The sequence below is a fragment of the Leifsonia sp. 71-9 genome, assembly GCF_001898805.1.
GTDB lineage: Bacteria > Actinomycetota > Actinomycetes > Actinomycetales > Microbacteriaceae > Leifsonia.
The window spans coordinates 166,761-192,080 of record NZ_MKVJ01000022.1 but is presented as its reverse complement, the minus strand read 5'-3'; the positions used below and the strand labels follow the sequence as shown (position 1 = coordinate 192,080).

Genomic DNA, 25,320 nt, shown 5'->3' with positions numbered 1-25,320 from the left:
GGTCAGCCCTTCGACGCGGCGTTGACCTCGGCCTTGGTGACGGCGCCGTCGGCGACGCCCCACTTGTCCAGGATCTTGCCGTAGGTGCCGTCGTCGATCAGCGCCTGCACCGTCTTCTGCAGCACGGGCGTCAGCGCGGAGCCCTTCGCGACCGGGAGACCGTACGGGGCGACCTCGAACGCCTTGCCCGCGGCCTGCAGCTTGCCGTCGGTCTTTGAGATCGCGTACGCGGTGACCGGCGAGTCGGCGCTGAGTGCGTCGGCCTTGCCGAGGATGACGGCGTTCGTCGCGTCGTCCTGGGTGTCGTAGCGGAGGATCTGGATGGCGGCCTTGCCGGCGTCGGTGCAGGCCTTCGACTTCGCCGGGACCTCGTCGGTGTCCTCGACGGTGGTCGACTGGACGGCGACCTTGAGCCCGCAGGCGTTGTCGGGGTCGACCGTCTTGCCCTTGGCGGACGCCCAGGAGATGCCCGCCGTGTAGTAGTTGACGAAGTCGACCTGCTGCTCGCGCTCGGCGGTGTCGGTGAACGAGGACATGCCGTAGTCGTTCTGGCCGCCGACGACCTTCGGGATGATGTTGTCGAACTTGGCGATGGAGAACTCGGTCTTGACGCCGAGCTTCGCGCCGATGGCGTTGGCCAGCTCGACCTCCCAGCCGACGGGCTTGCTGTTGTCGTCCTTGTACTCGTTCGGCGGGTACGTGTTGTCCATGCCGACGACGAGCGTGCCGGCCGACTTGATCTTCTCGGGCAGCGAGGCCGCGAGAGCGTCGTCCTTCTTCACGTCGATGGCGGCGGCGCTCGACGTCGAGGTGCCGCTGCTGGACGGGGTGGAGTTGTCGACACAGCCGGTGAGGGCCAGCGCGGCGACAGCGGCGAAAGCGGCCACCGGGGCCACGGATCGGATACGCATGATGGTGATGGTCCTTCTTCCTGGATGCAAGGGTTGCAGGAGGTATGGGGAGCATACCCCAGCGCTCGGGCGCAGTCCTCACACTAATTTGCGCGTGAAACGGCGTTTTTCCTGCAGGTTTCGAACAGATTTCGCGTTTCGTTGCGTGGAATCCGTTGCGAATGACGATGTGTGACCCCGTTGCCGCGCGTGTCGCGGCGCTGTCGTATGGTCGATGCGTGACCGAACCGAGATCCGGCGACGCGCCGGAGAAGACTCTGGCCGCGACCGCCCGTGTCGTGGTCACCCGCCCCGACGATCCCCGCGCCGCGCCGCTCGTCGAGGAGCTCTCGCGGGAGTACGACGAGCGCTACGGCCTGAACGACGGCATCCCGTCGTCCGTCGAGCTCAGCCGCTATCCCGCCGAGCGGTTCACGGCCGAGGAGGGCGGGACGTTCCTGCTGCTCGTCGACGACGAGGGCCGTGCCGTCGCGGGCGGCGCCTTCATGCGGGAGGACGCCGAGACCGTCGAGGTCAAGCGGGTCTGGACGCACTCGGCGCACCGCAGGCAGGGCCTGGCGCGTCGCGTGATGGCCGAGCTCGAGGCGGAGGCCGCCCGGCGCGGCCTGCGCTCCATCGTGCTCACCACCGGCGCCCGCCAGCCCGAGGCCGTCGCCCTCTACCTCTCGCTCGGCTACGCGCCGCTCTTCGACCTCGACGACGACTGGGAGGCGGTCTCCTACCTGGGGTTCCGCAAGGACATCAGCACGACGTGAGCTGCTCCACCGCGGGTGCGAGCGAGTTCGGACCGCCGATCACGGTCACGGCCATGGAATGCCAGGCCGCCATGGACGACGTCACCGTCTGAGGGACGCAGCCCCCGGTGGTGAGGAGCAGGGGCTGCTTGACGGCGGCGGCGAGTCCGGAGCCGGTGAGCGCGTCGGGGAAGTCGATCCCCGACGCGAGGTACACCGTCTGCGCCGTCGGGTAGACGGATTGCGCGACGAGCTGCGAGGTCCCGAACCGGTCGCCTCCCCCGATCCGCACGGTCGTCGCGATCCCCGACAGCTGCGAGTAGATCCCGCCCGACACCGACGCCGCTCCGCCGACGACGGTGATCTTCGCCGGATGGAGCGAGCGGATGGTGCTCACCGTGTCGGCGTCGAGCGAGGCCGCCCCGCCCAGCACGGTCAGCACGGGCGTGCCGGTCGCTCCGGCGGCGGCCGAGGCCGACAGCGAGTCGGGGAACCCGACGCCGCTCGCGATGTAGAGGTTGCTGACGGAGGAGCCGCCGAAGGCGTCCGTCACGATCCGGCGGGCCGTGTCGAACCGGTCGCCGCCGGCGATGCGCGTGATCGTGGGGGCGAGGCCGGTGAGGCTCTGCAGCAGCTCGGGGCCGAGTGCGACCGGACCGCCGACCACCACGATCCGGTCCGGCGCCAGCCGCTGGATCTCGGCGCGCACCCCTGCCGAGATCCCCCACGCCGGGGCGAGCAGGACCGGGCCGCCGAGCTTGGCCGCCGCGGCCGTCGCGACGAGCGCGTCCGGGAAGTTCCAGCCGTTGGCGAGGTAGACGACGCGCGCGCCGTCCGGGAAGGCCTGCTTCGACACCTGGACGGAGGTGTCCTGCCTGTCCCCGCCCGCGACCCGGGAGGTGGTGATCGCCACGGGCAGGTAGGCGGTCGCGGAGGGCGCTGACCGGTTGTAGGAGCCGTACGAGGCGGTGACGGAGACGGTGTGCACGCCGGCGCTCAGACCGGTGGGGGCGAAGGACCAGCTGCCGTTCGCCGCGACGGGCGCGGTGGCGGCCGCCGTCGTCGAGCCGTCGATGTACAGCGAGACCGTGGTCCCCGTCGTCGCGTTCGGCACCGTTCCCGACACGGCCGGAGTGGTCCCGCCGCCGGTGGACGAGATGACCGGGGTGTCGATCGCGACCTGGAGCTGCCAGCCGGGCTGCTTCTGCGTCAGGCTGTCGGACGAGCCGCCGAGCGGGTAGATCGCGGAGTACCCGTTGCGGTCGTTGCAGGCCGCGGTCGACCAGGTGCCGGACGAGTTCACGCCGACCGCGAAGGCGCCGATCATCGCGGGTCCGCCGCTGTCGCCGTGCCACATGCACATCGAGGTGAGCACGGAGTTCACCGAGACGATGCCCCCGCCGTCCACCAGGATCTGCTGGGCGTAGTTGACCTTGAGGACGGTCCCGCACGTCCAGCCCGTGGTGCGGCCCGACTTGCAGATCGGGGCGCCGACTGTCGCGTTCGTCATCCCGCGGACGGCGACGGTGGAGCCGTTCCAGGTCGAGACCTGGCCGCGCGGCGTGAGGTTCGCCCCCGTGACGGGGACGAGGCCGGAGTCGTTGCCGCTGCCGAACATGAACGTGGACGATGCGAGGGTTCCGATCGCCGCGCTGCTGGCCGTGCCGTCCTGACCCGGCGCCGTCTGCAGGTAACGGTAGGCCACGGCCGGGTCCGGCGGCACCGGCGAGTTGCCCAGGAGGCAGTGGCCGGCCGTCGCCATGGTCGGCGCCCCGCCCGCACCGAACCCGTTGAAGCCCGTGGAGCAGATGGAGATCGTCGAACCGCCGGTCCGCAGGTACCAGCCGGTGCCGTTGTCCAGGTTGTCGTACGCGGCGGCCTTCTGGTCCGGAGCAGGGCCGGAAGGCGGCGTCGCGGTCGTCGGGGTCGCGCCGAGCGAGGTGGCGAGGCGCTCCTGCGCCGCCGTGGTGGTGTGCACGTTGATGGTGGAGCCGTCCATCCACACCTGTGCGGGGTCGATGCCGCCGGTCGTCAGGTCGGGGAGGATGTCGGAGGCGTGCCCGGCGGCGGCAGCGTCGGCGAGGTACTGCTCCGGCGTGATGCCGAGATCGCGGCGGACGGCGGCATCGAGCCCCTGCGGCAGGTCGCCCGCAGCCGTTCCGCCGTCGGCGTCGTCGCCGGCGGGGGCCTTCTGCTCCGGCGCGGGATTCGCCGACGACGCTCCGGTGCGCGGCGCGGTCGTCATCGTGGCGGCCGCCCCCTTCGCCGCTCCCGCGGACGGGGTCTGCGCAGCGGCTGCGCATCCCGTGAGCAGCACGGCGACGAGCACCGCGGCCATTCCTCCTGCGGACGCACGACGCATCGGCTGACACCTTCCTCGCCCGACGATCGAGCCCCAGGGAGAAACTAGCGGAGTATGGCCGCTGCGTCGTGAACGAGATTCCGAGCGGGCGCTCCGGAGGCGATCAGCTCCTCCAGGCGCACCGCCAGCGGACCGGTCACGGCACCGGCCGGGAGGGCTCCGTTCACGTGGAGGAGCTCGGCGGCGTGCAGCGCCTCCGCGGCGAAGACCTCGGCCGCCAGCGCGAGCGAGCGCTGAGCGAGACGCAGCGCGAGCGGTGCGAAGGAGGAGTGGTCCTCCACGCCGGAGAGCGTCGTGCTGCCGAGGGTGGCGGGGACGGCCAGCTGCTTGAGCTCGGCGGCGGCGGACGCGGCGGAGTACAGCAGCAGCCCGGCGACGCGCGTCCGGCCGTCGGCCCGCGCCGGTGCCAGCGCGACGGAGTGCGCGGCGGTGCGCCGTTCGGACGCCGCCGCGACGTGCGCGATCGCGAGGCGCAGGCCCTCGAAGGCGAGCGCGAGCGGGAGGGCCTGGAAGTTGCCGCCCGAGACCAGGCGATCCGACGCGATGTCCACGACCGGGTTCTCGCTGCGCGCGGCGAGCTCCACCTCGAGCTCGGTGCGGACGCGCTCGACGGCCTCCCGGAGCGCTCCGTGCAGCTGCGGTGCGCTGCGGAAGGCGAGGGGATCCTGCACGGTCACCGGGCGCGCGGAGTCGTGCAGCACGCTGCCGTCGAGCGCCTCGCGGATCGCGGCGGCCGAGTCGATCTGCCCCCGCCCGCCGCGGGCCTCGGCCACAACGGCCGTGTACGGGCTGGGGTTGCCGGCGGGGCCCGCCGCGGCGGCGGCCTCCAAGGAGAGCGCGACGGCGTGGTCGGCGACGACGGTCAGCGCCTCCGCGTCGAGCAGCGCGAGGGAGCCGACGCCGATGCTGTAGGCGTTGGAGCTGAGGGCGGCGAGGGCCTCGTGCGGGGCGGGGTCGAGCGGCTCGAGCCCCGCGGCGGCCAGCGCGTCCCCGGCCGGGGCTCCGGCCGCCGTGCCGTCGAGGACGGTTCCGTCGCCGGTCACCACGGCCACGACCTCCGCCAGCGCGGTCAGATCCGCCGCGCCGACCGAGCCGCGCGACGGGATCAGGGGCACCACCCCGGCGTTCAGGAGGTCGGCGTAGGCCTGGGCGAGCACGGGGCGCACCCCGGCTCCCCCGCGCGTGAAGCCGGCCAGCCGGGCGGCGACGACGGCGCGCGCCTCACGCGCGGAGAGCGGATCGCCCACCCCGCCGCGGTGGTTCGCGATGGTGCGTCGCTGGAAGGCGGCGAACCCCTCCGGATCCACCGCGTCGTCGCGGCCGGCGCCCAGCCGACGGTTCAAGCCGTAGACCGGCTCGCCCGAAGCGATGGCGTGCTCCACGACGGCACGGGAGGCCGCGAGCGTCTCGCGCGCCTCGGGCGTCAGCTCCACCACCGCACCGTCGGCGACGGCCGCGATGTCCTCCGGCCGCGGGGCCGGGGCGCCGAACCGGATCGCGGCAGCAGCCATCAGAAGTCCTGGAGGTTGCGGCGCAGCCCGCCGTCGCCCAGCTCGCTGCGCAGCAGGCCCCGACGCCGGAGCGCGGGCACGAGCGGGTCGAGCGTGCGGTGCACGTTCGCGGGATGCACCTGACCGGTGAAGAGGAAGCCGTCGCCGCCGACCGCCTCGCCCAGCTCGCCGAGGTGGTCCGCGATCTCGTCGGGCGTGCCGACGATCGCCAGACCGTCCTTCTTCGCCCGGGTCTGCAGGATCTCGCGCAGCGTGGAGCCCGCCGGCGCCGAGCGGACGAAGTTGTCGAGCGTGCCCTGGTTGCTGTTGGTCGTGAGCTCGGGGAGCGGCGCGTCGAGGTCGAACGTCTTGAAGTCGACCCCGGTGAGGTACGAGATCGACTGGAGCTGCTCGTCGATCGCGGCCTGGGTCAGCTCGGCACGGGCGGCCCGCACGGTCCTGGTCTCCTCGGCGTTCGCGGTGACGATCGGCTGCACCACGAAGAGGACCTTGATGGCGTCCGCGTCGCGGCCGTTCTCGACCGCGACGGCGCGGATGCTGTCGCGGTACTCCTTCATCCGCTCGGCCGTCGAGGCGAGGGCCAGCACCACGTCCGAGTTCTTGCCCGCGAAGTCGCGCCCGCGGCCGGACGCACCGGCCTGGACCATCACGGGCTCCTCCGCGGCGGGAGCGGTGTTCAGCGGACCGCGCACCCGGAAGAACCGGCCCTCGTGGTCGATGGTATGCACCTTGCGGAAGTCGGCGAACACGCCGTTCGCGGCGTCCTCGACGATCGCGTCGGGCTCCCAGCTGCGCCAGAGCTTGCGGACCACGTCCACCCACTCGTCGGCGCGGTCGTAGCGGAGGTCGTGATCGATCTGCTTGTCGAGCCCGTAGTTCTGGGCGGCGAGGTCGGAGCCGCTGGTCACGACGTTGAAGCCGAGCCGGCCTCCCGCGAAGTGCTGCAGGGTGCTGAGCAGGCGCGCGGCCGTGAACGGCTCGTAGAAGCTGGCGCTCAGCGTCGGGACGATGCCGAGCCTGCTCGTCGCCCCCAGGAGGTACGGGACGAGCGGGAGCGGATCGTGCTTCGGGACGAAACGCGCGGCCGAGAGGTTGACCTCGGCGCTGCCGCCGTAGGTGTCGGGGACCGCGACGCCGTCCTCGATGATGAACAGGTCGAGCCCGCTCGCCTCGAAGGTGCGTGCCGCATCCTGGTAGATCGGCGGCTGGCGCCAGTCGTACCCGACGCCGTACGTCGGGTCGCCCCAGCCTTGCACGCCGAAGCCCGCACCGAGGAACCAGCCGAAATGGAGGAGTGCCATGTGTCTCTTTCGTCCGCGTCGTCAGTCGGCGTCGACGCCGGCGGCCTGCAGCCACAGCGGGTCGAACGCCTTCGTCAGGTAGTTGATGCCGCCGTCCGGCGCGATCGCCACGACGACGGATCCCGCAGGAGCCCGCTCGGCGATGCGCAGGGCGGCCGCGACCGCCAGCCCCGACGAGGGGCCGAGCAGGAGGGCCTCCTCGGCCGCCAGACGGCGCACCGTACGGTACACCTCGGCGTCCTCGACGGTGTGGACCTCGTCCACGACCGCGTGATCGAAGGTCTCCGGCCAGAACTCGCGCGGCCACGCGCTGCCGACGCCGTCGACGAGGATGCGCCCGGCGGGGCCGCCGCCGTAGGTGGAACCGACCGGGTTGGCGCCGTAGACGCGCACGGCGCCTCCGGTGACGTCTTTGAGGAAGCGGCCGGTGCCGCTGACCGTGCCGCCGGTCCCGATCGAGGCGACGAAGTGGGTGACCTGGCCGCCGGTCTGGCGCCAGATCTCCGGGCCGGTGCCGCGGTAGTGGGCGTCCGGGTTCGCGGTGTTGGCGAACTGCGCCGGCCGCCAGGCGCCGGGCGTCTCCGCGGCGATCCGGTCAGCGAGGGCGCGCGGGTTGGCCGGGTCGTCCGGTGCGGCCTCCCAGTCGGCCTCCACCAGGCGGGCGCCGTACGCCGCGAGCACCTTGCGCTTCTCGTCCGAGATGTCCGCAGCGTGCACGATGACCACAGGATGCCCGGTCAGCCGGCCGATGAGCGCCAAGCCGATCCCGGTGTTGCCGCTCGTGGCCTCCACGATTGTGGCACCGGGCGCGAGGGCGCCAGACGCCTCCGCGGTGCGGATCATGTTGAGCGCGATGCGGTCCTTCGACGAGCCGCCGGGATTGCGGCCCTCGAGCTTGACCAGCACCCGGGAGGCCAGCCCGCGGGTGAGCGTGTGCAGCTCCACCACGGGGGTGTTCCCGATGAGCGCCGCGACGGAATCGCAGACCTCGACCTCCGGCAGGGCGCCGGGGAGGTCGGAGGGGCGGACGTCGAGCGTGGTCATGGAGGGAGACTAGGCGCTCCCGCTGGGAGGGCGCTCGCCTGTTGCCGCGTATTACAACCGAGCGGGTCGCCTCGCGGGCGGCCGTCCCGGATTCACTCCCCGGTCGCGACCGGCCGGGAGGGGTCGTTGGACCAGGCGGAGAACGATCCCGGGTACAGCGCGGGCGTCGGCAGGCCGGCGGCCTCCATCGCGAGCACGGTGTGGGCGGCCGTGACGCCGGAGCCGCAGTAGACGGCGACCGCCGCACCGGGCACGGCGCCGAACGCGGCGAAACGCTCGGCGAGCCGGTCGGGCGGCAGGAGCAGGCCCTCGGCGTCGAGCGAGTCCACGGTGGGAGCGCTCCGCGCGCCCGGGATGTGGCCGGCGCGCGGATCGACGGGCTCGACCTCCCCGCGGAACCGCTCCCCCGCACGGGCGTCGAGGAGCACGCCGCCGGCCGGGAAGTCCGCCGCACGATCCGCGTCGATGGTCGGGAGACTGCCGAAGGCGAGCGAGACGCCTCCCGGCTCCGGGACGGACGCCCCGGTCTCGACGGCGCCCCCGGCCGCCCTCCACGCGGCGAGACCGCCGTCGAGCACGCGGACGCTGCTCACACCCGCGTGACGGAGCAGCCACCATGCGCGGGAGGCGGAAGTGCCGGAGACGTCGTCGTACACGACGACCGCGTCCCCGTCGTCGAGCCCCCACCGGCGCGCGGCGGCCTGGAACTCGTCCTCGTCGGGCAGCGGATGCCGTCCGTCCGTCGGCGCGCCATGGCCGGCGAGCTCGGTGTCGAGATCGACGTATACCGCTCCGGGAATGTGGCCCCGCTCGAACTCCTCGGCCCCGGGAGGTCCGCCCAGTATCCACCGGACGTCGAGCAGTCGCGGAGGGGTGGAGGAGGCCAGTTCGGCGGCGAGGTCGGAGGCGGAGACGAGAGGGCGCATGAGCCGATTCTCGCATCCACGCCCCGACCATCGGGCGTGTGTGGGTTGTGCTTTGCGAAAGAGTGAGTGTACAGTCACTCACATGGCACGAACACTCTCCACCGCCGACGACCGCCGCGAGGCGGTGCTCGCCAGCGCGATCACCGCCTTCGCCCGCACCGGCTACCTCGGCACGCCCATCGCCGCCGTCGCGACGGATGCCGACATCTCCCCCGCGTACGTCTTCAAACTGTTCCCCGGCAAGGAGAGCCTCTTCGTCGCCGCCCTCGACCGCTGCTTCGAGCTCATCGAGGAGGCCCTCGAACGCGGAGCGCGCACGGTCTCCGACGGCACCCCGGACGAGATCCTGGACGCCATGGGCCTCGCCTACGCCGAATTGATCGCCGACCGCTCGCTCCTCATGCTGCAGGTGCACGCGCAATCCGCGGCCGACGTGCCGGAGATCCACGACGCGCTGCGCCGCGGCCTCGCGCGAGTGACGCGGTTCGCCGCCACGCGCTCGGGCGCGGACGGCGCCGCCATCCAGCACTTCATCGCATGGGGGCAGTTGTGCCACCTCACGGTGACCCTCGGTCTCGACGACCTCCCCGACGAGTGGGCGCGCACGCTCACCCGCGGCATCCGTCACCCCTGACGGAGCCGGCCCGCTTCCCTCCTCGCCCGACCACCCGTTGCTCCACCCCTCAAGAGTGATTGATTGATCACTCACAGTGAAAGGATCGCCCTCATGGTCACCTCCACCGGCACAGACGCCTCGGCATCGTCCGTCGGATCCACGCCTCCGGCCCGGTCCGCCCATCCGTGGTGGGCCCTGACGGTGCTCGCCTTCGCGCAGTTCCTCGTCATCCTGGACGCGTCGATCGTGAACATCGCCCTCCCCAGCGTGGGCGCCGCCCTCCAGCTCGACACCTCCGCCCTCACCTGGGTCGTGACCGCGTACGTGCTGCCGTTCGGCGGCCTGCTCCTGCTGGGCGGCCGGCTCGCCGACCGCTTCGGCCACCGCCGCGTCTTCCTCGTCGGCGTGACCGGGTTCGCCGCTGCGTCGCTGCTCGCCGGACTCGCGCCGAGCGGTGGGATGCTGCTGGCCGCCCGTGCCCTGCAGGGCGGGTTCGCCGCCCTCCTGGCCCCGGCCGCGCTCGCTCTGCTCACGCTCCTCTTCCCCGACGGCGCCGCACGTGGCAAGGCGCTCGGCGTGTGGGGCGCGGTCGCCGGGATGGGGAGCGCCGCCGGTGTGCTCCTGGGCGGCGTGCTCACGGCCTCGTTCGGCTGGCCGTCGGTGTTCTTCGTCAACGTCCCCATCGGGATCGCGGTCGTCCTCGTGCTGCCGCGCCTGCTCTCCCGCGACCCGCGCACGAGCGGTCAGCGGATCGACCTGGCCGGCGCCGTCACGGCGACCCTCGGCCTCGCGGCGGCCGTGGCCGCCCTGAGCGAGGGAGGGGTCCTGGGCTGGACGCACCCGATCGTCATCGCCCTCGCGGCCGGCGCCGTAGTGCTGCTCGCGGCGTTCGTCCTCGTGGAGCGCCGCGTCGCGCATCCGCTGCTCCCGTTCGGGTTCTTCCGCAATCGGGACGCCGCCGCGGGCAACGTGGCCATGCTGCTCGTCGGCGGGTCGACCGTCGCGCTGTTCTTCGCGCTCTCGGTGTACCTGCAGGAGGTGCTCGGGCTCGACGCCCTCAGTGCCGGACTGAGCCAGCTGCCCCTCGCGCTCGCCCTCGTCGCGGTGGCGGGCGGCATCCCGGCGGTCGTGGCGCGGGCCGGGCTCCGGCCGACCCTGGTCGGCGCGCTCGTGCTGCTGGCGGTGGGCGTCGTCTGGTTCGCCCTGGCCGGACGGAGCGGGCTCGTGACCGGCTTCATCCTCCCGAGCGTCGTCATCGGGGTCGCCCTCGGGGCGACGTTCGTGACCGCCACGCAGCTCGCCGTGCGCGGAGTGGGCGAGGCCGAGTCGGGGCTCGCGAGTGGATTGGTGAACACCAGCCAGCAGATCGGCGGCGCCCTCGGCCTGGCCGTGCTCGGCGGGATCGCGGCGGCCCAGACGGCGTCGCTCGTGGCCTCGGGATCCGCACCGGCGGACGCGACGGCGGGCGGATTCCAGCTGCTCTTCCTCGGCGTGGCCGCGCTCGCGGTCGCCGGCGCCGGCGTGACGGTGCTCCTGCGGGCTCGCCGCTGACCGGCGCTGACCGGCGCTGACCGCCGCAACGCCGAAGGGGCGGACCGGATGTATCCGGTCCGCCCCTTCGGCGTGTGCGTTTCGGCGCGCGTGCGCCTGCGCGCGAGTGCGTCAGTGTCCGGTGGACGCCTTCGCGTTCGACTCGTACGAGGTGTTGGTCGACTCGAAGAAGTTGACCAGCTCGAGCGTGTCGTTGGCCGTGGCCATCCACTTCGCCGGGTTGGAGACCTTGTACTCGGCCTCGAAGCCCAGCTCCTCCAGACGACGGTCGGCCAGGTAGCGGACGTACTGGTTGATGTAGTTCGCGTTGAGGCCCAGGATGCCGCCCGGCAGGAGGTCGCGGTTGTACTGCTCCTCCATCTCGACGGCGTCGAGGATCATCTGGCGGATCTCGTTCGCGAACTCCGGCGTCTGCAGGTCGGGGTTCTCCTCGAGGACCGTGAGGATGAGGTTGATGCCGAACTTCAGGTGCAGCGACTCGTCGCGCACCACCCAGTCGATCAGCGAACCGAAGTTGCGCAGCAGGTTCCGCTGACGGAACGAGAGCGCGACCATGAAGCCCGAGTAGAACCAGATGCCCTCGAGGATCACGTTGTACGCGACGAGGTTGCGGATGAAGTCCTGCTTGCCCTCGGTCGTCGTGATGTCGAGGGTCTGCTCGGTCATCCGCTTGATGAACTGGACCTCGAACTCCTCCTTGCGGGCCATCGACGGAACGTCGACGTGGGAGTTGTAGGCCTGCTCGCGGTCGATCGGGAACGTCTCGAGGACGTACTCGAACGACATGCAGTGGTTCGCCTCCTCCCACATCTGCTTGGCGAGGTAGAGGTGCGCCTCGGCCGCGTTGATGTAGGGGTAGACACCGAACGCGAGCGCCTTGTTGACGAGGAGCTCGTTCGGGTTGAAGTAGCTCATCAGGAAGGTGACCGCGTGACGCTCCTCGTCGGTCATCTTCTTGAAGTCGGCGATGTCCTCACCGAGCTGGATCTCGTTCGGGAACCAGGTGTTCGCGACGGCCTGGTCGTACAGGTCCATCGCCCACTGGTACTTCACCGGCTTGAGCAGCAGGCCCTCTTCGATCCCGGTACCCAGGATGCCCATAGTTCTGTTTCTCCTCTTCAGACTCGACGGCGCGCGCAGTGCGTGATTACTGGCAGGACTCGCACTGCAGGTCGTCCATCGGGTCGACCGGCACGTAGTACTCCTCGATCTTGGTGGCGGTGTTCATTACTTGTCACCTCCCGAGAGACCTCCGAAGCCGAACCCGCGGCGAGCGGGTGCGGCGGGAGCCGGAGCGGCGGCGGGCTCGGCCGCGGCGGCCGGCGCACCGGCGCCGACGGTCGCGAAGCCCTTGCGGCCGCCCGAGATCTCCTCGGACTTGTTGACCTTGACCGTCGACTGCTCGGCCTGGTGACGCGGCTTCATGTGGAGGTAGTACGTCGTCTTGACGCCCTTCTCCCAGGCCGCGTAGTAGATGTCCATCATGTCGCCGATGTCCCGGGTCTCCAGGTACATGTTGCGGCTGATGGCCTGGTCGATCCACTTCTGGGCGCGGGCCGCGACCTCGATGAAGGCGTGCGGCGAGAGCTGGAAGCTCGTCTTGAACGTCGCCTTGACCTCGTCCGGGATCGCCTCGATGCCCTGGATGTCGCCCTGCGAACGGAGGATGGACTCGCGCACGTCCTCCCACAGGCCACGCTCCTGGAGCGCGGCGACCAGGTTGCGGTTGACCTCGAGGAACTTGCCCGACGAGGTGGACCGGCTGAAGATCTGCGAGAACTGCGGGTCGAAGCCGGGGGTCGTGCCGGCGACGAGGCCGATCGACGCGGTCGGGGCGATCGCCATCAGGGTGGCGTTGCGCATGCCCCCCTTGACCTTCTCGCGCAGGCGGTCCCAGTCGAGGCGGATGGTGCGGTCCACGGTGATCGGGATGCCGCGGTCGGCCTCGGTGAGGGCGATCGAGTCGTAGGGCACGAGGCCCTTCGACCAGCGCGAGCCCTCGAAGTTCGGGTACGCGCCGCGCTCCTGGGCCAGGTCGGCGCTCTCGTCGATCGCCGCGTACGAGACGTGCTCCATGATCTCGTCGATCAGGGCGTACGCCTCCTCGCTCTCGTAGCTGAGGCCGAGGCGCTCGACGATGTCGGTGAAGCCCATCACGCCGAGACCGATGGCGCGGTTCTGCTGGTTCGAGAAGTCGGCCTCGTCGACGCTCGACACGGTGATGTCGATGAGGTTGTCCAGCTGGCGCACCGCCTGGCGGGCGCTCTCCTCGATGCGGGCGAAGTCCATCTTGCCGTCGACGATGTGACGGGAGAGGTTGATCGACGCCAGGTTGCAGACCGAGACGTTGTCGCGGTCCTGCGGCAGCGTGATCTCGGTGCACAGGTTCGACAGGTGGATGGTGCCGGTGTTGTTGTTGAGGGCACGGTTGTTGATCGTGTCCTTCCAGGTCAGCCACGGGTGGCTGGTGGTCTGGAGGCTCATCAGGATGTCCTTGAACTGGGCGCGCGCGCTCATCTTCTTGAACATCACGATGCGGCCGGCCTCGGCCTCGTCGATGTAGTGCTGGTAGCGCTCCGAGAACTCCTTGCCGTAGAGCTCGTTGAGGTCGGAGACCTCCAGCGGGTCGAACAGGTACCAGTCCTGGTCGTTCTGGACGCGCTTCATGAACTCGTCGCTGATCCACACCGCGGTGTTGGCGGTGCGCGTGCGGCGGTAGGGGTCGCCCGAGTTCTGGCGCAGGTCCAGGAACTCCGGGAAGTCCATGTGCCAGTTCTCCATGTAGAAGCACAGGGCGCCGAACTTCTTGCCGCCGCGGCTCACCGCACGCAGCACCGAGTCGATCGTGTGCATGAACGGGATCGGGCCGGTGGAGGTCGTGTTGTTGGAGCGGATGGGCGAGCCCTGGGCGCGCAGCTTGGTGACCGAGAGGCCGATGCCGCCGGTGCCCTTGGTGAGCCACATGACGTCGCGCACCGACTTGGCGATGTGCTCGATGTCGTCCTGCATCTCCATGACGAAGCAGTTGGAGAGCTGCGGGTAGGCGGTGCCGGCGTTGACGAGCGTGGAGCCCGCCGCCAGGTACTCGAGCTTCGACATCTTCTCGTAGAAGGCGAGCGCGTGGCTGGTCGGGTCGGCCTCGTTGAGCGAGAGGCCCATCGCGATGCGCATCCAGAAGTACTGGGGCACCTCGAGCGAGTCGCCGTTGCGGGCCTTGATGCCGTAGCGGTTGTTGAGGGTGACGACGCCGATGTACTTGAGCAGCTCGTCGCGGGACGGGTCGAGCGCGACGGAGAGACGGTCGAGGTCGAAGAGCTGGGTGAAGCGGGAGTCGAGGAGGGTCTCGGAGACGCCCCGCTCGATGTACGCGCGGAAGTGCGAGCTGTGCAGGGAGACGAGCTCGTCGAAGTCGGCGTAGTCGCCGAGCACGCGCTTGTAGATCGTCTTGAGGAGGAGGCGCGCGGCGACGGTGTCGAACGCCGGGTCGTCCTTGACGTTCTGGAGGGCGACCTGGATGACCGCCTCGTCGAGCTGCTGCGTGGTGATGCCGTCGAAGAGAGTGAGCTCGAGCTCGCTCGCGATCTGGGTGACCCACGTGATGTTGTCGTCCAGGCCCTGGGCCGCCGTCTCGATGGCCAGGTTGATCTTGTTGGCGTCGTACGGCTCGCGCTCGCCATTCCGCTTCACGACGGTGATTGGCACGTTCTCTCCCTCTTCGCACTGCCGTCAACCCGAGTGGCGGCATGGTCGTGCACCGGCTCCCTCGAAGGGCTGGTCCGGCGCTGTTTCCCCGTGGATCGAGCCGCAGCAGGACGATTTCCGTGTGCTGCGGCGATCCGTGTTTGACCACTATATAGCGGGGTGCCGACATTTCCATCCCCCCACATCTAGTGGGCGTGTCGTCCACAGATGTGCATGAGTTATACACATTTCCACAGCCCCGAACGCGGGTGGTGCACCGGCCGTGGACCCTCGTGGAACGTCGTTCCCTCCCGATAGAGTGATCGGATTGTGAGCAGTTACTCGAGCCTTCTGAAGACCCCCGGCGTCGCGCGGATCATCGCCGCCCAGCTGACGGCGCGGTTCCCCTTCGGCATGCTCTCGCTCGCCTTCCTGCTGCACATCGAGCGCGTCCACCACTCCTACGGGGCCGCCGGTCTCGTCCTCGCCGCCATGAGCATCGGCCAGGCCATCGCCGGCCCGATGACGAGCCGACTCATGGGCGTGCTCGGGATGCGCGTCGTGCTGTGGACGACGCTCGCCTTCTGCGCCGCCGCCGTCGCCGTGATCGGCCTCGTCGTGATGCCCATCCCCGTCACGATGGCCGTCGCCTTCTTCGCCGGCCTCAGCATGCCGCCGATCCAGCCGGCCGTGCGCACCATCTACCCCAAGATGGTCAACTCGCGGCAGCTCACCCCGCTCTTCTCGCTCGACGCCTCCGCGCAGGAGATCATCTGGATCGCCGGTCCGGTGGCGATCACGTTCGTCTCCACCCAGATCGGCACCGTCGAGGGCATCCTGATGTCGGTTGCGATCATGCTGCTCGGCGGCTTCTGGTTCATCGCGTCGCCCGAGGTCGGGCGGGTGCGCATCCCGCGCAGCAAGCGGCGCTTCGGCGTCGTGCTCACCCGGCCGCCGGTGCTGCTGGCGACCGTCGTCGGCTTCCTGCTCATCGGCTCGTGCGCCGCCGTCGAGGCGGGTGTCGTCGCCACCTTCGACGAGGGCTCCCCGCTTTCGGGCATCGTCCTCGCCATCTGGTCCGTCGGCTCGCTCGTCGGCGGTCTCGCGTTCGGGCACGTCCCGATCGGGCCGTGGGCCACCGCCCGGCGCATGCTCCTCGTCTTCATCGGCGTCAGCCTGTCGAGCTTCATGCTGTGGTCGCCCTGGGCCCTGTCGGCCACCCTGCTCATCGCGGGCGTGGGCATCGCGCCGGCCCTCGCGGTGCTGTTCGCGATCGTGTCGGCGAGCGTGAAGTTCTCCGACACCGCCGAGGCGTACGGCTGGGTCGGCACCGGCCAGCTCATCGGAGCCGCCCTCGGTTCGGCCCTCGCCGGCTTCCTCATCGACGGTTTCGGCGCCCTCGGCGCCTTCTGGGCCGCCGCACTCTTCGCCCTCGTCGGATTCGTGGTCGCCGCCCTGGCCCACCGCATCCACCCCGACCTCCGCGGCCGCGACGCCTCCCCCATCCCCGACACCGAACCCGTCCCCGTCCAACCCTCCTGATCGGCTCCGCGAGACGTGAGTTGTTGCGGGTGTGGGGCGCTCCCCACCCACAACAACTCACCTCTCGCGAGAGTGGGGTGTGGATAAGGGACCGGACGAGAGGAATGTCCGGGCAGGGTGTGGGGATGGTACGGATCACACCCCTCCCGGAGGCACTCCGCGGGCCCTTCCACGTGCAGGATGCGCTGCGGAGCGGCGTGAGCTCGGGGCGTCTCCGAGCGTCCGATCTGCACAAGCCCCTGCGCGGAGTGCGAATCGCGGCAGTCTCGACGACGCTTCACGAGCGCTGCGCAGCCCTGCTCTGCCACCGGGACGAGCGCATCGTGTTCAGTCATGTCACGGCGGCGCGGCTCTTCGGCGCCCCGCTGCCGCGCCGCTGCGAGGAGGACGACGCGCTCCACGTCAGCGTCCCGGCGGGCGAGCGGTCACCGCAGATCGCGGGCATCCGCTCCCACACGATCGCGGCCTGGTCGCCGACCCTGGTCGGCGACCTGCCGGTGACCTCTCCTGCGCAGACATGGCTCGATCTGGTGCCACTGCTGGATCGCCCCTCGTCGATCGCCGTGGCCGACTACCTGGTCTCGGGGACGGCACCGTGGACGACGCGAGATCACCTCGAGGCGATCGTGGCGGCCTCGCCAGGGCGTCGCGGAGTGAAGCACGCCCGAGCCCAGCTCCCAGCCATCCGGACCGGCGTCGACTCTCCCGGCGAGTCACGGCTGCGCCTGCTCCTCACCGACGCGGGGCTTCCCGAGCCCGCAGTGAACTTCACGCTGCTCGACCGCGCCGGGACGGCCCTCGCTCGGGCCGATCTCGCCTATCCCATCGAGCGGGTCGCGCTCGAGTACGAGGGCGACATCCATCGCGTCGACCGACAGGTGTGGATGAAGGACCTCCGGCGGCGGGAGCGCGTGGAGGATCTCGGCTGGCGGATGGTCCGCGTGACCGCGTCCGACCTCCACGAGCCCGCCGCGCTCCTCACGCGCATGCGAAAACTCCTCGCGAAACGTGACAACTCGTGGGTGTGAAGCCCCGCGAACCCACAACTACTCACGTCTCGCGGCACGGGGCGGGGGCGGGGGGCTACCAGCGGGGGTGGATGGTGGGGCGGAAGTGGGTGTCGTAGATGGCGTGGACGGCGGGGTCGAGGTCGGGGAGGTGCGGGAAGCGGGCGGCCTCGGCGTTGGCGCGGGCCTGCTCGGCGGAGCGGGCGCCGGGAATGACGGTGGAGACGCCGGGCTGGCCGATGATCCAGGCGAGGGCGGTCTGCGCGGGGGTGAAGCCTTCGGGGGTGAGCGCGGCGAACTCGCGCGCGGCGAGCACGCCCTCGGCGTAGTCGACGCCGGAGAAGGTCTCCCCCACGTCGAAGGCCTCGCCGTTGCGGTTGTAGGAGCGGTGGTCGTCGGCCGAGAACTCGGTCTGCTCGGTGTAGCGGCCGGTGAGCAGCCCGGAGGCGAGCGGAACGCGGGCGATGATCCCGACGCCGGCCGCGCGCGCCGCGGGCAGCACCTGATCGAGAGGCTTGAGGCGGAACGCGTTGAGGATGATCTGGACGCTGGCCGTGCCCGGGCGAGCGATCGCGGCGAGCGCCTCGTCGCAGGTCTCGACGCTGACGCCGTAGTTCGCGATGGCGCCGTCGGCGACCAGGGTGTCGAGCGCGTCGTACACGGCGTCGTTCGAGAAGACGGGGGTGGGCGGGCAATGGAGCTGGACGAGGTCGAGTGTGTCGACGCCGAGGTTGCGGCGCGAGCGGTCGGTCCACTCGCGGAACTTCGCGAGGGTGAAGTTCGCGGGGTCCTGCGCCTCCCGGCGACCCATCTTGGTGGCGACGGTCAGCGGGAGATCGGGACGGGCCGCCCGGAACCGGCCGATGAGCTGCTCGCTGCGCCCGTCGCCGTAGACGTCGGCCGTGTCGAAGAAGGTGACGCCGGCCGCGGTCGCCGCGTCGAGGACCTCGAAGGCATCCTCTTCGCGCACGTCGCCCCAGTCGGCGCCGAGCTGCCAGGTTCCGAGTCCGACGACCGAGACCTCGCGGCCGGTCCTGCCCAGGGTCCGTTGCTCCATGCGCCCACCCTATCCGGGTCGGTCAGCGCCGGGCCCGCTTCCCGCCGGACCAGCTCCCGTCGGCCCGCCTCCGGCCCGCCCACGTCCAGCCGACCCGCCTTCAGTCGGTCCACCTCAAACAGGCCCGCCTCCCGCAGGACCTCCCACGCCGCCGGACCACCCCTCAGACGGGGACCGCGGCACCGGCCGGCTCGACGGACGCCGCCCGCTCGGCCTCACCGGTTTCCGCGGAGCCCGGCGCGGCCGCAGCGACGACCCGCTGGTTGCGGAAGTGCCCGACGGTCATCCCGATCAGTCCGAGCACCGCCCAGCCGAGGAGGATGAGCCACGAGCCGCTCGCGTCGGCGTCGGGGAAGTACGACAGGTCGCGCAGGAGGGTGACCGAGGCGCCGGGCACGAACCACTGCCCGATCTCGCCCCACGGTCCGGCGATGAACTGCATCGGCTGGGCGGCGGCCGACAGGGGGTTGCCGACGAGGATGGTCAGCACGGCGCCGACAGGGATGCCCGCCGTGCCGATGAGCGCGTTCATCCCGACGATGAAGGCGGCGGTGGCGAACATCGAGAGGCCGACGGCCAGGGCGTTGAGGGCGTAGTCGCCCTGGAGGATGCCGAATCCGGCCTGCAGCACGGCGGCGACGCCGAGTCCGCCCGCGACGGCGTAGACGACCACCGCGGTGAGCCGTCGCCAGCTGCCGGCCACGAGGAGCGCGATCAGGACGCCGCCGAGCATCCCGCCGAGGACGAGCGGGAAGGAGGCCGCCGAGAGCCCGAGTCCGCGGGCGTCGGTCGAGGCGAGGGGAACGACGTCGGTGACGGCGACCGTGATGGTGGGCGCGACGGTGCCTGCCGGCGCCTGCCCAGCGGCCACGGCCTGGGCGACCGCGGCGGAGGCCTGCGCGTTCGCCTGCTTCTGGATGGTCGCGGCGACCTGGCCGAGCAGCTGGCTGACCGCGGCGCCGTTCGCGGAGGCGGTGAGCACCTCCGGCCGGTCGCCGAGCACGATCGCTCCGTCGACGGCGCGCGTGCGGATGAGGTGCACGGCGTCGCCCCGGGAGGCGACCGTCGTCAGGTCGAAGACGCCGTGCGCGGAGGAGGCGAGCTGCTTCTCGACCTGCGCGGCGGCGGCCGAGTTTCCGGCCACGGCGACGGGGAGGTCCTTCACCGTGGAGGTCATCGTCGGCCAGAGGAAGGCGAGGACGACGATGAGGACGGCGACGGCGGCGCCGACGGCCAGGAGGACCGAGCGCAGCCAGGGCGTGTGCGGGGTGAGGGTGCTGCGGGACATGACGCCTCCAATAAAAACGAATGATCGTTCTTTATAGTGAGCCTCCGGTCCGCTATTGTCAAGAACGAGCATTCGTTTTGACAGCGCGGGAGGAGGCACCGATGCCGAAGGTCACCGAGGAGCACCGCAAGGCCCGTCGGGAGCAGATCACTCGCGCTGCCCTCCGCCGCTTCGCCCGCTCGGGCTTCGCCGCGACGTCGATGGCCGACATCATCGAGGAGTCCGGGCTCTCGGCCGGCGCGATCTACGGCCACTACAAGAGCAAGGACGAGCTGATCCGCCTCGCGGTCGCCGAGATCATGGACGCGCGGTTCTTCGACATCGCGACAGCGCGGGACAGCGACCCCATCCCCTCACCCGGCGACGTCGTCCGCCTGCTGGTCTCCGGCCTCACGGAGCAGGTCGGCGAGCTGCAGCTGCTGCTCCAGGTCTGGGGCCAGGTGCCGATCAATCCCGAGCTCGCCACGGTGGCGGCCGAGATCGGCGACCGGATCACCGGGATGCTCCGCGACTACCTGACCCACTGGTACGCGAGCGCTCACGGCGTGGATGCGGACCATGCCGCGACGCTGGCCCAGCGCTATGTGAGCATCTACGTCGGCCTCGTGCACGGCTACGTCACGCAGTCCTCGCTGTTCACGGGCTTCGACGGAGCGGCCTACCTCGCCGCCATCGACGCGATCGCGCTGCCGACCGACTGACGCGGATCACGCGTCCGGCCCGACCACCCGCACCGCGTACCCCGCACCCGCCTCACCCGCACGCCGTGGCGACCACCCGCGCGAGCCGCTTGCGGATGATGTGGTCGTTCGCCTCCACCCGGTGCATGGTCACGTTGCGCAGCGCCTCGACCACCGCGAGGCTGCCCGGCGCGATGAAGGCGTCCAGCGTCCCGTAGACGACGTGCACCGGAACGCGCACCCGGGCGAGATCGCTGACGACGGTCTGCTGCTCGATGCAGTTCTCGAGCGAGCGGACGAACGGCGTCCAGTTGCGCTCGGTGATCTCGAAGACCCCTTTGATGGGCAGCGTCCGGGCCAGGATGGTGGCGTTGCGCATGGTGAACTCCTTGTTCGCCCGCAGGAACTCGTAGGCGCGCAGGTAGGCGCTGACCCGAGTGCGGACGCGGCGGTCACCGATGGCGGCGGGAGGCCCGTAGACTGGCGGCCCGACCAGCACGAGCCGAGTGAGGGCGGCGGGATGGTCGGCGGCGTAGCGCGCGACGATCAGGCTGCCGAGCGAGTGGCCGACGAGCACGAACGGCGCGCGGAGCCGCAGCGAGCGCAGGGTGCGGTGCAAGGCGTCGACGTGCTCCTCGAGCGTGTACCGCGCATCCTCCGGGGCCGGCGAGCGGCCGAAGCCGAGGATGTCGATCGAGATGACCCGGTGGTTCGGCTCGAGCAGCGGGACGAGGTTCTGGAAGGTCACCGAGGACGACGCGATGCCGTGCACGAGGACGACGACCGGCCCCTCTCCCTCGTCGCCGGCGACGTTGAGGAGCGGGGCGCGGCGGAACCAACGGTCGAGGGTGTCGCGCAGCCGGCCCATGCCTCCATTATCCGTGCGGGCCTCTCAGGAGGCTGGGGAGTCGCGCGGCGGCACCGGCCGGTCGGGCCACCACGCCGGGGTGAGCCGCCCGATGAGGTCGAGCAGGCCGTCCACGTCCCGCGGCCGCGGCCGGCTCAGCCAGACGTCGATCGCGCCGATGGTCCCGTCGGCGAGGTAGCGCGCGATGGTGCGCCGCTGGACGTCGTCGGCCGCGGGCACGTCGACGCTGTGCTGGTCGAGCAGCAGCTCGATGGAGCCCTCGAAGTGCTCGCTCAGGAGGGCGTGGAGGCTGGAGCTGCCGCTCTCGGCGCCGAGCCCGCGGCGGTAGATCACGTCGTGCGCATCCACGTGCTGGAGCACCGCGCGCGTCACGCCGCGCACGGCGGCGGCCGCATCCTCCGGGGCGATGTCCACGAGGTACGCTGCGCGCAGTTCGTCGAGCTCGGTGCGCAGCACGCGCTGGAGCAGGTCGACGGGCGACGCAGCGTACGTGTAGACGGTCGAGCGGTGGACGCCCGCCGCCGTCGCCAGCGCGGAGACCGACACGTCGGCGACCGGTCCGGCCGTCGCGAGATCGAGGATGGCCGCCGTCAAGCGGCCGAGGGTCTTCTCCTGGCGTGCATCCACTTTTCGATCGTACAATGGAGTTATCCGACAGGTGTCGGATATCTGAAGGGAGATTTTCATGGCTCAGTACGACGTCGCCGACCGGTCCGCGATCGTGACCGGAGGCGGCTCGGGCATCGGGCGCGCCGTGGCGCTCACTCTGGCGGCGAGTGGCGCAGCCGTCCTCGTCACCGACCTGAACGAGGAGCACGCGCAGGCGGTCGTGGCCGAGATCGAGGCCGCGGGCGGAAAGGCCGCCGCTCTCGCCGGCGATGTGACCGACCCCGCGTTCGGCGAGGCGAGCGTCGCCGCGGCGAACGCTCTGGCGCCGCTGGGGATCGCGGTCAACAACGCGGGCATCGGTGGCGAGGCCGCCACCGTCGGCGACTACTCGCTCGACAGCTGGCGCAAGGTCATCGAGGTCAACCTCAACGCCGTGTTCTACGGGATGCAGCCGCAGCTGAAGGCCATGGCCGCGAACGGCGGCGGCGCGATCGTCAACATGGCGTCCATCCTGGGCAGCGTCGGCTTCGCGAACTCGTCGGCCTACGTGACCGCCAAGCACGCCCTGCTCGGCCTCACGCAGAACGCCGCGCTCGAGTACGCCGCCGACAAGGTGCGCGTCGTCGCGGTCGGCCCCGGCTTCATCCGCACGCCGCTCGTGGAGGCCAACCTCTCCGCCGACGCGCTGGCGTTCCTCGAGGGCAAGCACGCCCTCGGCCGCCTCGGCGAGCCGGAGGAGGTCGCCTCCCTGGTCGCGTTCCTCGCCTCCGACGCCGCGAGCTTCATCACCGGCAGCTACCACCTGGTGGACGGCGGCTACACCGCTCAGTGACCGGGCGACAGCCCGTATCGTGCACGGTCGCGCTCCCCTAGGCTGAGGAGCGTGACCGAGCACGAGCTGTTGGGCGACGACCTCCTGGAGCGGTTCCGGGGCCGTGCGGCCGTCTACGACGCCGAGAACCGCTTCTTCGACGAGGACTTCGCCGAGCTGGTCGAACTCGGGTACCTGCGTGCGCTGGTGCCCGTCGAGTTCGGCGGCCTGGGTCTCGGCCTCGAGCAGACCGCCCGCCTGCAGGTGCGCCTGGCCGGCGCCGCCCCGGCGACCGCCCTCGCGGTCAACATGCACCTGGTCTGGACGGGCATCGCGAAGACGCTGCACGACCGCGGTGACGACTCCCTCGACTTCGTGCTCCGGGAGGCCGGCGCGGGCGAGGTGTTCGCCTTCGGCCTCAGCGAGGCGGGCAACGACCTCGTGCTGTTCGGCTCGACGACGGAGGCGCGGCCCGCGGACGACGGCTCGTACACCTTCCACGGCCGCAAGATCTTCACCTCCCTCTCCCCGGCGTGGACGCGGCTCGGCACCATGGGGCTCGACGCGACGAGCCCCGACGGCCCCAAGATCGTCTACGGCTTCGTCGACCGCGACGGCGGCGGCTTCGAGATCCGCGACGACTGGGACACCATCGGGATGCGCGCCACGCAGAGCCGCACGACGATCCTCGACGGCGCCCGCTCCCCCGCCGACCGGATCGTGCGGAGGCTGGACCCCGGCCCCAACCCGGACCCGCTGGTCTTCGCGATCTTCGCCAACTTCGAGATCCTGCTCGCGTCGGTCTACACCGGCATCGGCGCCCGCGCGCTCGACCTCGCCGTCGCCGCCGCCCACCGGCGCACCAGCCTGAAGGACGGCGGCCGCAGCTACGCGAGCGATCCGGACATCCGCTGGCGTGTGGCCGAGGCGGCGATCGACCAGGACGCGCTCCTCCCGCAGCTCGACGCGCTCGCCCGCGACATCGACACCCAGGCGAACCATGGCGCGCTCTGGTTCCCGAAGCTCGTCGGGCTCAAGGTCCGCGCGACCGAGACGGCCCGGCGCGTGGTCGACCAGGCGATCCGGGTCTCGGGAGGCTCGACCTACTTCTCCGGGAACGAGCTCGGTCGGCTCTACCGCGACGTGCTGGCGGGCATCTTCCATCCCTCCGACGCCGAGTCCGCCCACAACACCGTGGCGAACGCCTGGCTCGGCCCGGCGGAGAGCTGACCGGCCATGCAGCAGCTCACCGCGCAGCACTTCACCGAGCGGCTCCGGCGGGGAGCCGCACAGGCCCGGGTCGCCGGGTTCGACGCCCTGCTCGTCGCCCCGGGCCCCGACCTCGCCTACTTCGCCGACTACCTCCCGATCGCGACGACCGAGCGCATCACGCTCCTCGTCGTCCCGGCGGAGGGCGAGCCGACGATGATCGTGCCCGTGCTCGAGCACGACAGCGCTGCGGCGACGCGCGCGACCGGTGCCTTCCACATCGTCGACTGGTCGGACGGGGAGGACGAGTACGTGCCGACCGCGGCGCTGCTCGAGCCCTCCGGCCGCTACGCGGTGTCGGACGCGCTCTGGGCGATGCACCTCCTGGGCCTGCAGCAGAAGCTCCCGGAGGCGCGGTTCGCGGCCTTCTCGCGCGCCCTGCCGATGCTGCGGGCGGTGAAGGACGCCGATGAGATCGACCGGCTCGCCGCTGCGGGCGCTGCGGCCGACGCGACCTTCGAGGACATCCTCGGCGTCCGCTTCGCCGGGCGCACCGAGCTCGAGGTCGCGGCCGACCTCGACCGCCTGCTGCGCGAGCACGGCCACTCCCAGGTCGACTTCACCGTCGTCGGCTCCGGCCCGAACGGCGCCAACCCGCACCACGAGGCCGGCGACCGCACGATCGCCGAGGGCGACATTGTCGTGCTCGACTTCGGCGGGTTGATGGACGGCTACGGGTCCGACACCACGCGCACGGTGCACGTCGGCGAGCCGACCGACGAGGAGCACGAGGTCTTCGAGATCGTGAAGCGCGCCCAGCAGGCGGCGTTCGAGTCCGTCGCCGTCGGTGTCCCGCTGCAGGAGATCGACCGCGTCGCGCGGGCCGTCATCCGGGATGCGGGATACGGCGACTTCTTCATCCACCGGGTCGGACACGGCATCGGCACCACCACGCACGAGCCGCCCTACCTCGTCGAGGGCGAGGAGCTGCCGATCGAGGCCGGGATGTGCTTCTCGATCGAGCCGGGGATCTACCTGCCCGGGCGGTTCGGCGTGCGCATCGAGGACATCGTGGTCGCGGCGGAGGACGGCGCGCACCGGCTGAACAACACGAGTCGCGAACTGCACCTGGTCCAGTGACGCCCGCACCCGAGGTCCTCACCCCCGCGGCGGAGCACGATGCCGAACGGCGGCGCGCCCTGCGGCGGATGAAGCTCCTCGCGACCTCGCTGCTCATCGTCGCCGCCGTGATCTTCACGGTGGCGTTCGCGCTGCAGGACCGCTACCCCTGGCTGGGCTACGTGCGGGCGGCCGCGGAGGGGGCCATGGTCGGCGCGCTCGCAGACTGGTTCGCCGTGACCGCGCTGTTCCGGCATCCCCTCGGCCTGCGCATCCCGCACACGGCGATCATCCCGACCCGCAAGGACGAGATCGGCGAGAGCCTCGGCGAGTTCGTGGAGACCAACTTCCTCGCCGATGACGTCGTCGCGGGCAAGCTCGCGTCGATCGACATCGCGGGCGCCATCGGCGGCTGGCTCGCCGAACCGGAGAACGCGCGCCGCGTCGTGGCGGAGGGCTCGGCCGCGATCGTCGGGCTGGCCGGGCTGCTCGA

At 71.2% G+C, this 25,320-nt stretch carries 21 protein-coding genes and 1 pseudogene; 10 read left to right on the top strand and 12 right to left on the bottom strand.

Features of this window, described 5'->3' with window-relative positions; genetic code table 11:
• Positions 1-2: 2 nt before the first annotated feature.
• A complete protein-coding gene (locus BGO91_RS20975; protein WP_290474676.1) occupies positions 3-911 on the bottom strand; it encodes an ABC transporter substrate-binding protein in 909 nt (302 codons plus the stop codon).
• Between the two features lie 218 nt (positions 912-1,129).
• Between BGO91_RS20975 and BGO91_RS20970 the strand changes: the two genes are divergently transcribed.
• On the top strand, positions 1,130-1,666 hold the full coding sequence (locus tag BGO91_RS20970; RefSeq protein ID WP_290474675.1) for a GNAT family N-acetyltransferase: 537 nt from the start codon (positions 1,130-1,132) through the stop codon (positions 1,664-1,666).
• Here the strand turns inward: BGO91_RS20970 and BGO91_RS20965 are convergent.
• The 5 genes from BGO91_RS20965 to BGO91_RS20945 all read right to left on the bottom strand — a co-directional run bounded on the left by BGO91_RS20965 (position 1,653) and on the right by BGO91_RS20945 (position 8,789).
• Positions 1,653-4,007 carry a cell wall-binding repeat-containing protein gene (locus BGO91_RS20965; RefSeq protein WP_290474674.1) on the bottom strand — a complete coding sequence of 785 codons (2,355 nt, stop codon included), beginning with the start codon at positions 4,005-4,007 and terminating at the stop codon, positions 1,653-1,655. The genes BGO91_RS20970 and BGO91_RS20965 overlap by 14 nt on opposite strands.
• A gap of 44 nt (positions 4,008-4,051) precedes the next feature.
• Positions 4,052-5,518 (bottom strand): aromatic amino acid ammonia-lyase, encoded by a 1,467-nt coding sequence (locus BGO91_RS20960; protein WP_290474673.1) that lies wholly within the window; start codon positions 5,516-5,518, stop codon positions 4,052-4,054.
• Positions 5,518-6,819 (bottom strand): NtaA/DmoA family FMN-dependent monooxygenase, encoded by a 1,302-nt coding sequence (locus tag BGO91_RS20955; protein WP_290474672.1) that lies wholly within the window; start codon positions 6,817-6,819, stop codon positions 5,518-5,520. Before BGO91_RS20955 ends, BGO91_RS20960 begins: the two co-directional genes overlap by 1 nt.
• A gap of 21 nt (positions 6,820-6,840) precedes the next feature.
• Complete coding sequence (locus BGO91_RS20950; protein ID WP_290474671.1) at positions 6,841-7,863, bottom strand: PLP-dependent cysteine synthase family protein; 1,023 nt, start codon at positions 7,861-7,863, stop codon at positions 6,841-6,843.
• A gap of 92 nt (positions 7,864-7,955) precedes the next feature.
• The gene (locus BGO91_RS20945; RefSeq protein ID WP_290474670.1) at positions 7,956-8,789 is read right to left on the bottom strand and encodes a sulfurtransferase; all 834 of its coding nucleotides are present in this window, start codon (positions 8,787-8,789) and stop codon (positions 7,956-7,958) included.
• An 82-nt stretch (positions 8,790-8,871) separates the two neighbouring features.
• Here BGO91_RS20945 and BGO91_RS20940 point away from each other — a divergent pair, with 82 nt between their 5' ends.
• Positions 8,872-9,423, top strand: coding sequence for a TetR family transcriptional regulator (locus BGO91_RS20940; protein WP_290474669.1), 552 nt, complete (start codon positions 8,872-8,874; stop codon positions 9,421-9,423).
• 93 nt (positions 9,424-9,516) lie between these two features.
• On the top strand, positions 9,517-10,956 hold the full coding sequence (locus BGO91_RS20935; RefSeq protein WP_290474668.1) for a DHA2 family efflux MFS transporter permease subunit: 1,440 nt from the start codon (positions 9,517-9,519) through the stop codon (positions 10,954-10,956).
• Positions 10,957-11,067: 111 nt separating this feature from the next.
• Here BGO91_RS20935 and BGO91_RS20930 read toward each other — a convergent pair whose 3' ends face one another.
• Both BGO91_RS20930 and BGO91_RS20925 read right to left on the bottom strand, forming a co-directional pair.
• Positions 11,068-12,057 (bottom strand): ribonucleotide-diphosphate reductase subunit beta, encoded by a 990-nt coding sequence (locus tag BGO91_RS20930; RefSeq protein ID WP_021763909.1) that lies wholly within the window; start codon positions 12,055-12,057, stop codon positions 11,068-11,070.
• A gap of 126 nt (positions 12,058-12,183) precedes the next feature.
• Entirely contained in the window at positions 12,184-14,658 is a 2,475-nt protein-coding gene (locus BGO91_RS20925; RefSeq protein WP_290474667.1) for a ribonucleoside-diphosphate reductase subunit alpha, read from the bottom strand.
• Between the two features lie 309 nt (positions 14,659-14,967).
• Between BGO91_RS20925 and BGO91_RS20920 the strand changes: the two genes are divergently transcribed.
• Positions 14,968-16,179, top strand: a complete 1,212-nt coding sequence (locus BGO91_RS20920) for an MFS transporter (RefSeq protein ID WP_290474666.1) — start codon at positions 14,968-14,970, stop codon at positions 16,177-16,179.
• 323 nt (positions 16,180-16,502) lie between these two features.
• On the top strand, positions 16,503-17,207 hold the full coding sequence (locus BGO91_RS20915) for a hypothetical protein (protein ID WP_290474665.1): 705 nt from the start codon (positions 16,503-16,505) through the stop codon (positions 17,205-17,207).
• A gap of 55 nt (positions 17,208-17,262) precedes the next feature.
• Here the strand turns inward: BGO91_RS20915 and BGO91_RS20910 are convergent, their stop codons facing one another.
• Together BGO91_RS20910 and BGO91_RS20905 are read right to left on the bottom strand one after the other, a co-directional pair.
• Positions 17,263-18,243: an aldo/keto reductase gene (locus tag BGO91_RS20910; RefSeq protein WP_290474664.1), complete on the bottom strand. Its 981-nt coding sequence runs from the start codon at positions 18,241-18,243 to the stop codon at positions 17,263-17,265.
• A gap of 163 nt (positions 18,244-18,406) precedes the next feature.
• On the bottom strand, positions 18,407-19,531 hold the full coding sequence (locus BGO91_RS20905; protein WP_290474663.1) for an ABC transporter permease: 1,125 nt from the start codon (positions 19,529-19,531) through the stop codon (positions 18,407-18,409).
• 101 nt (positions 19,532-19,632) lie between these two features.
• On the opposite strand from BGO91_RS20905, the gene BGO91_RS20900 reads away from it, so the two are divergent.
• Positions 19,633-20,232 (top strand): TetR/AcrR family transcriptional regulator, encoded by a 600-nt coding sequence (locus tag BGO91_RS20900; protein ID WP_290474662.1) that lies wholly within the window; start codon positions 19,633-19,635, stop codon positions 20,230-20,232.
• Positions 20,233-20,284: 52 nt separating this feature from the next.
• Here the strand turns inward: BGO91_RS20900 and BGO91_RS20895 are convergent, their stop codons facing one another.
• Positions 20,285-21,079, bottom strand: coding sequence for an alpha/beta hydrolase (locus BGO91_RS20895; RefSeq protein ID WP_290474661.1), 795 nt, complete (start codon positions 21,077-21,079; stop codon positions 20,285-20,287).
• 24 nt (positions 21,080-21,103) lie between these two features.
• A complete protein-coding gene (locus BGO91_RS20890; RefSeq protein ID WP_290474660.1) occupies positions 21,104-21,706 on the bottom strand; it encodes a TetR/AcrR family transcriptional regulator in 603 nt (200 codons plus the stop codon).
• A 58-nt stretch (positions 21,707-21,764) separates the two neighbouring features.
• Between BGO91_RS20890 and BGO91_RS20885 the strand changes: the two genes are divergently transcribed.
• From BGO91_RS20885 to BGO91_RS22180, 4 genes and pseudogenes are all read left to right on the top strand, one after another.
• A complete protein-coding gene (locus tag BGO91_RS20885) occupies positions 21,765-22,520 on the top strand; it encodes an SDR family NAD(P)-dependent oxidoreductase (RefSeq protein WP_290474659.1) in 756 nt (251 codons plus the stop codon).
• 51 nt (positions 22,521-22,571) lie between these two features.
• Positions 22,572-23,729 carry an acyl-CoA dehydrogenase family protein gene (locus BGO91_RS20880; protein WP_290474658.1) on the top strand — a complete coding sequence of 386 codons (1,158 nt, stop codon included), beginning with the start codon at positions 22,572-22,574 and terminating at the stop codon, positions 23,727-23,729.
• 6 nt (positions 23,730-23,735) lie between these two features.
• Positions 23,736-24,848 (top strand): aminopeptidase P family protein, encoded by a 1,113-nt coding sequence (locus tag BGO91_RS20875; protein ID WP_290474657.1) that lies wholly within the window; start codon positions 23,736-23,738, stop codon positions 24,846-24,848.
• 68 nt (positions 24,849-24,916) lie between these two features.
• Positions 24,917-25,231 (top strand): annotated as a pseudogene (locus BGO91_RS22180) (DUF445 family protein); the annotation flags it as partial.
• Positions 25,232-25,320: the final 89 nt, after the last annotated feature.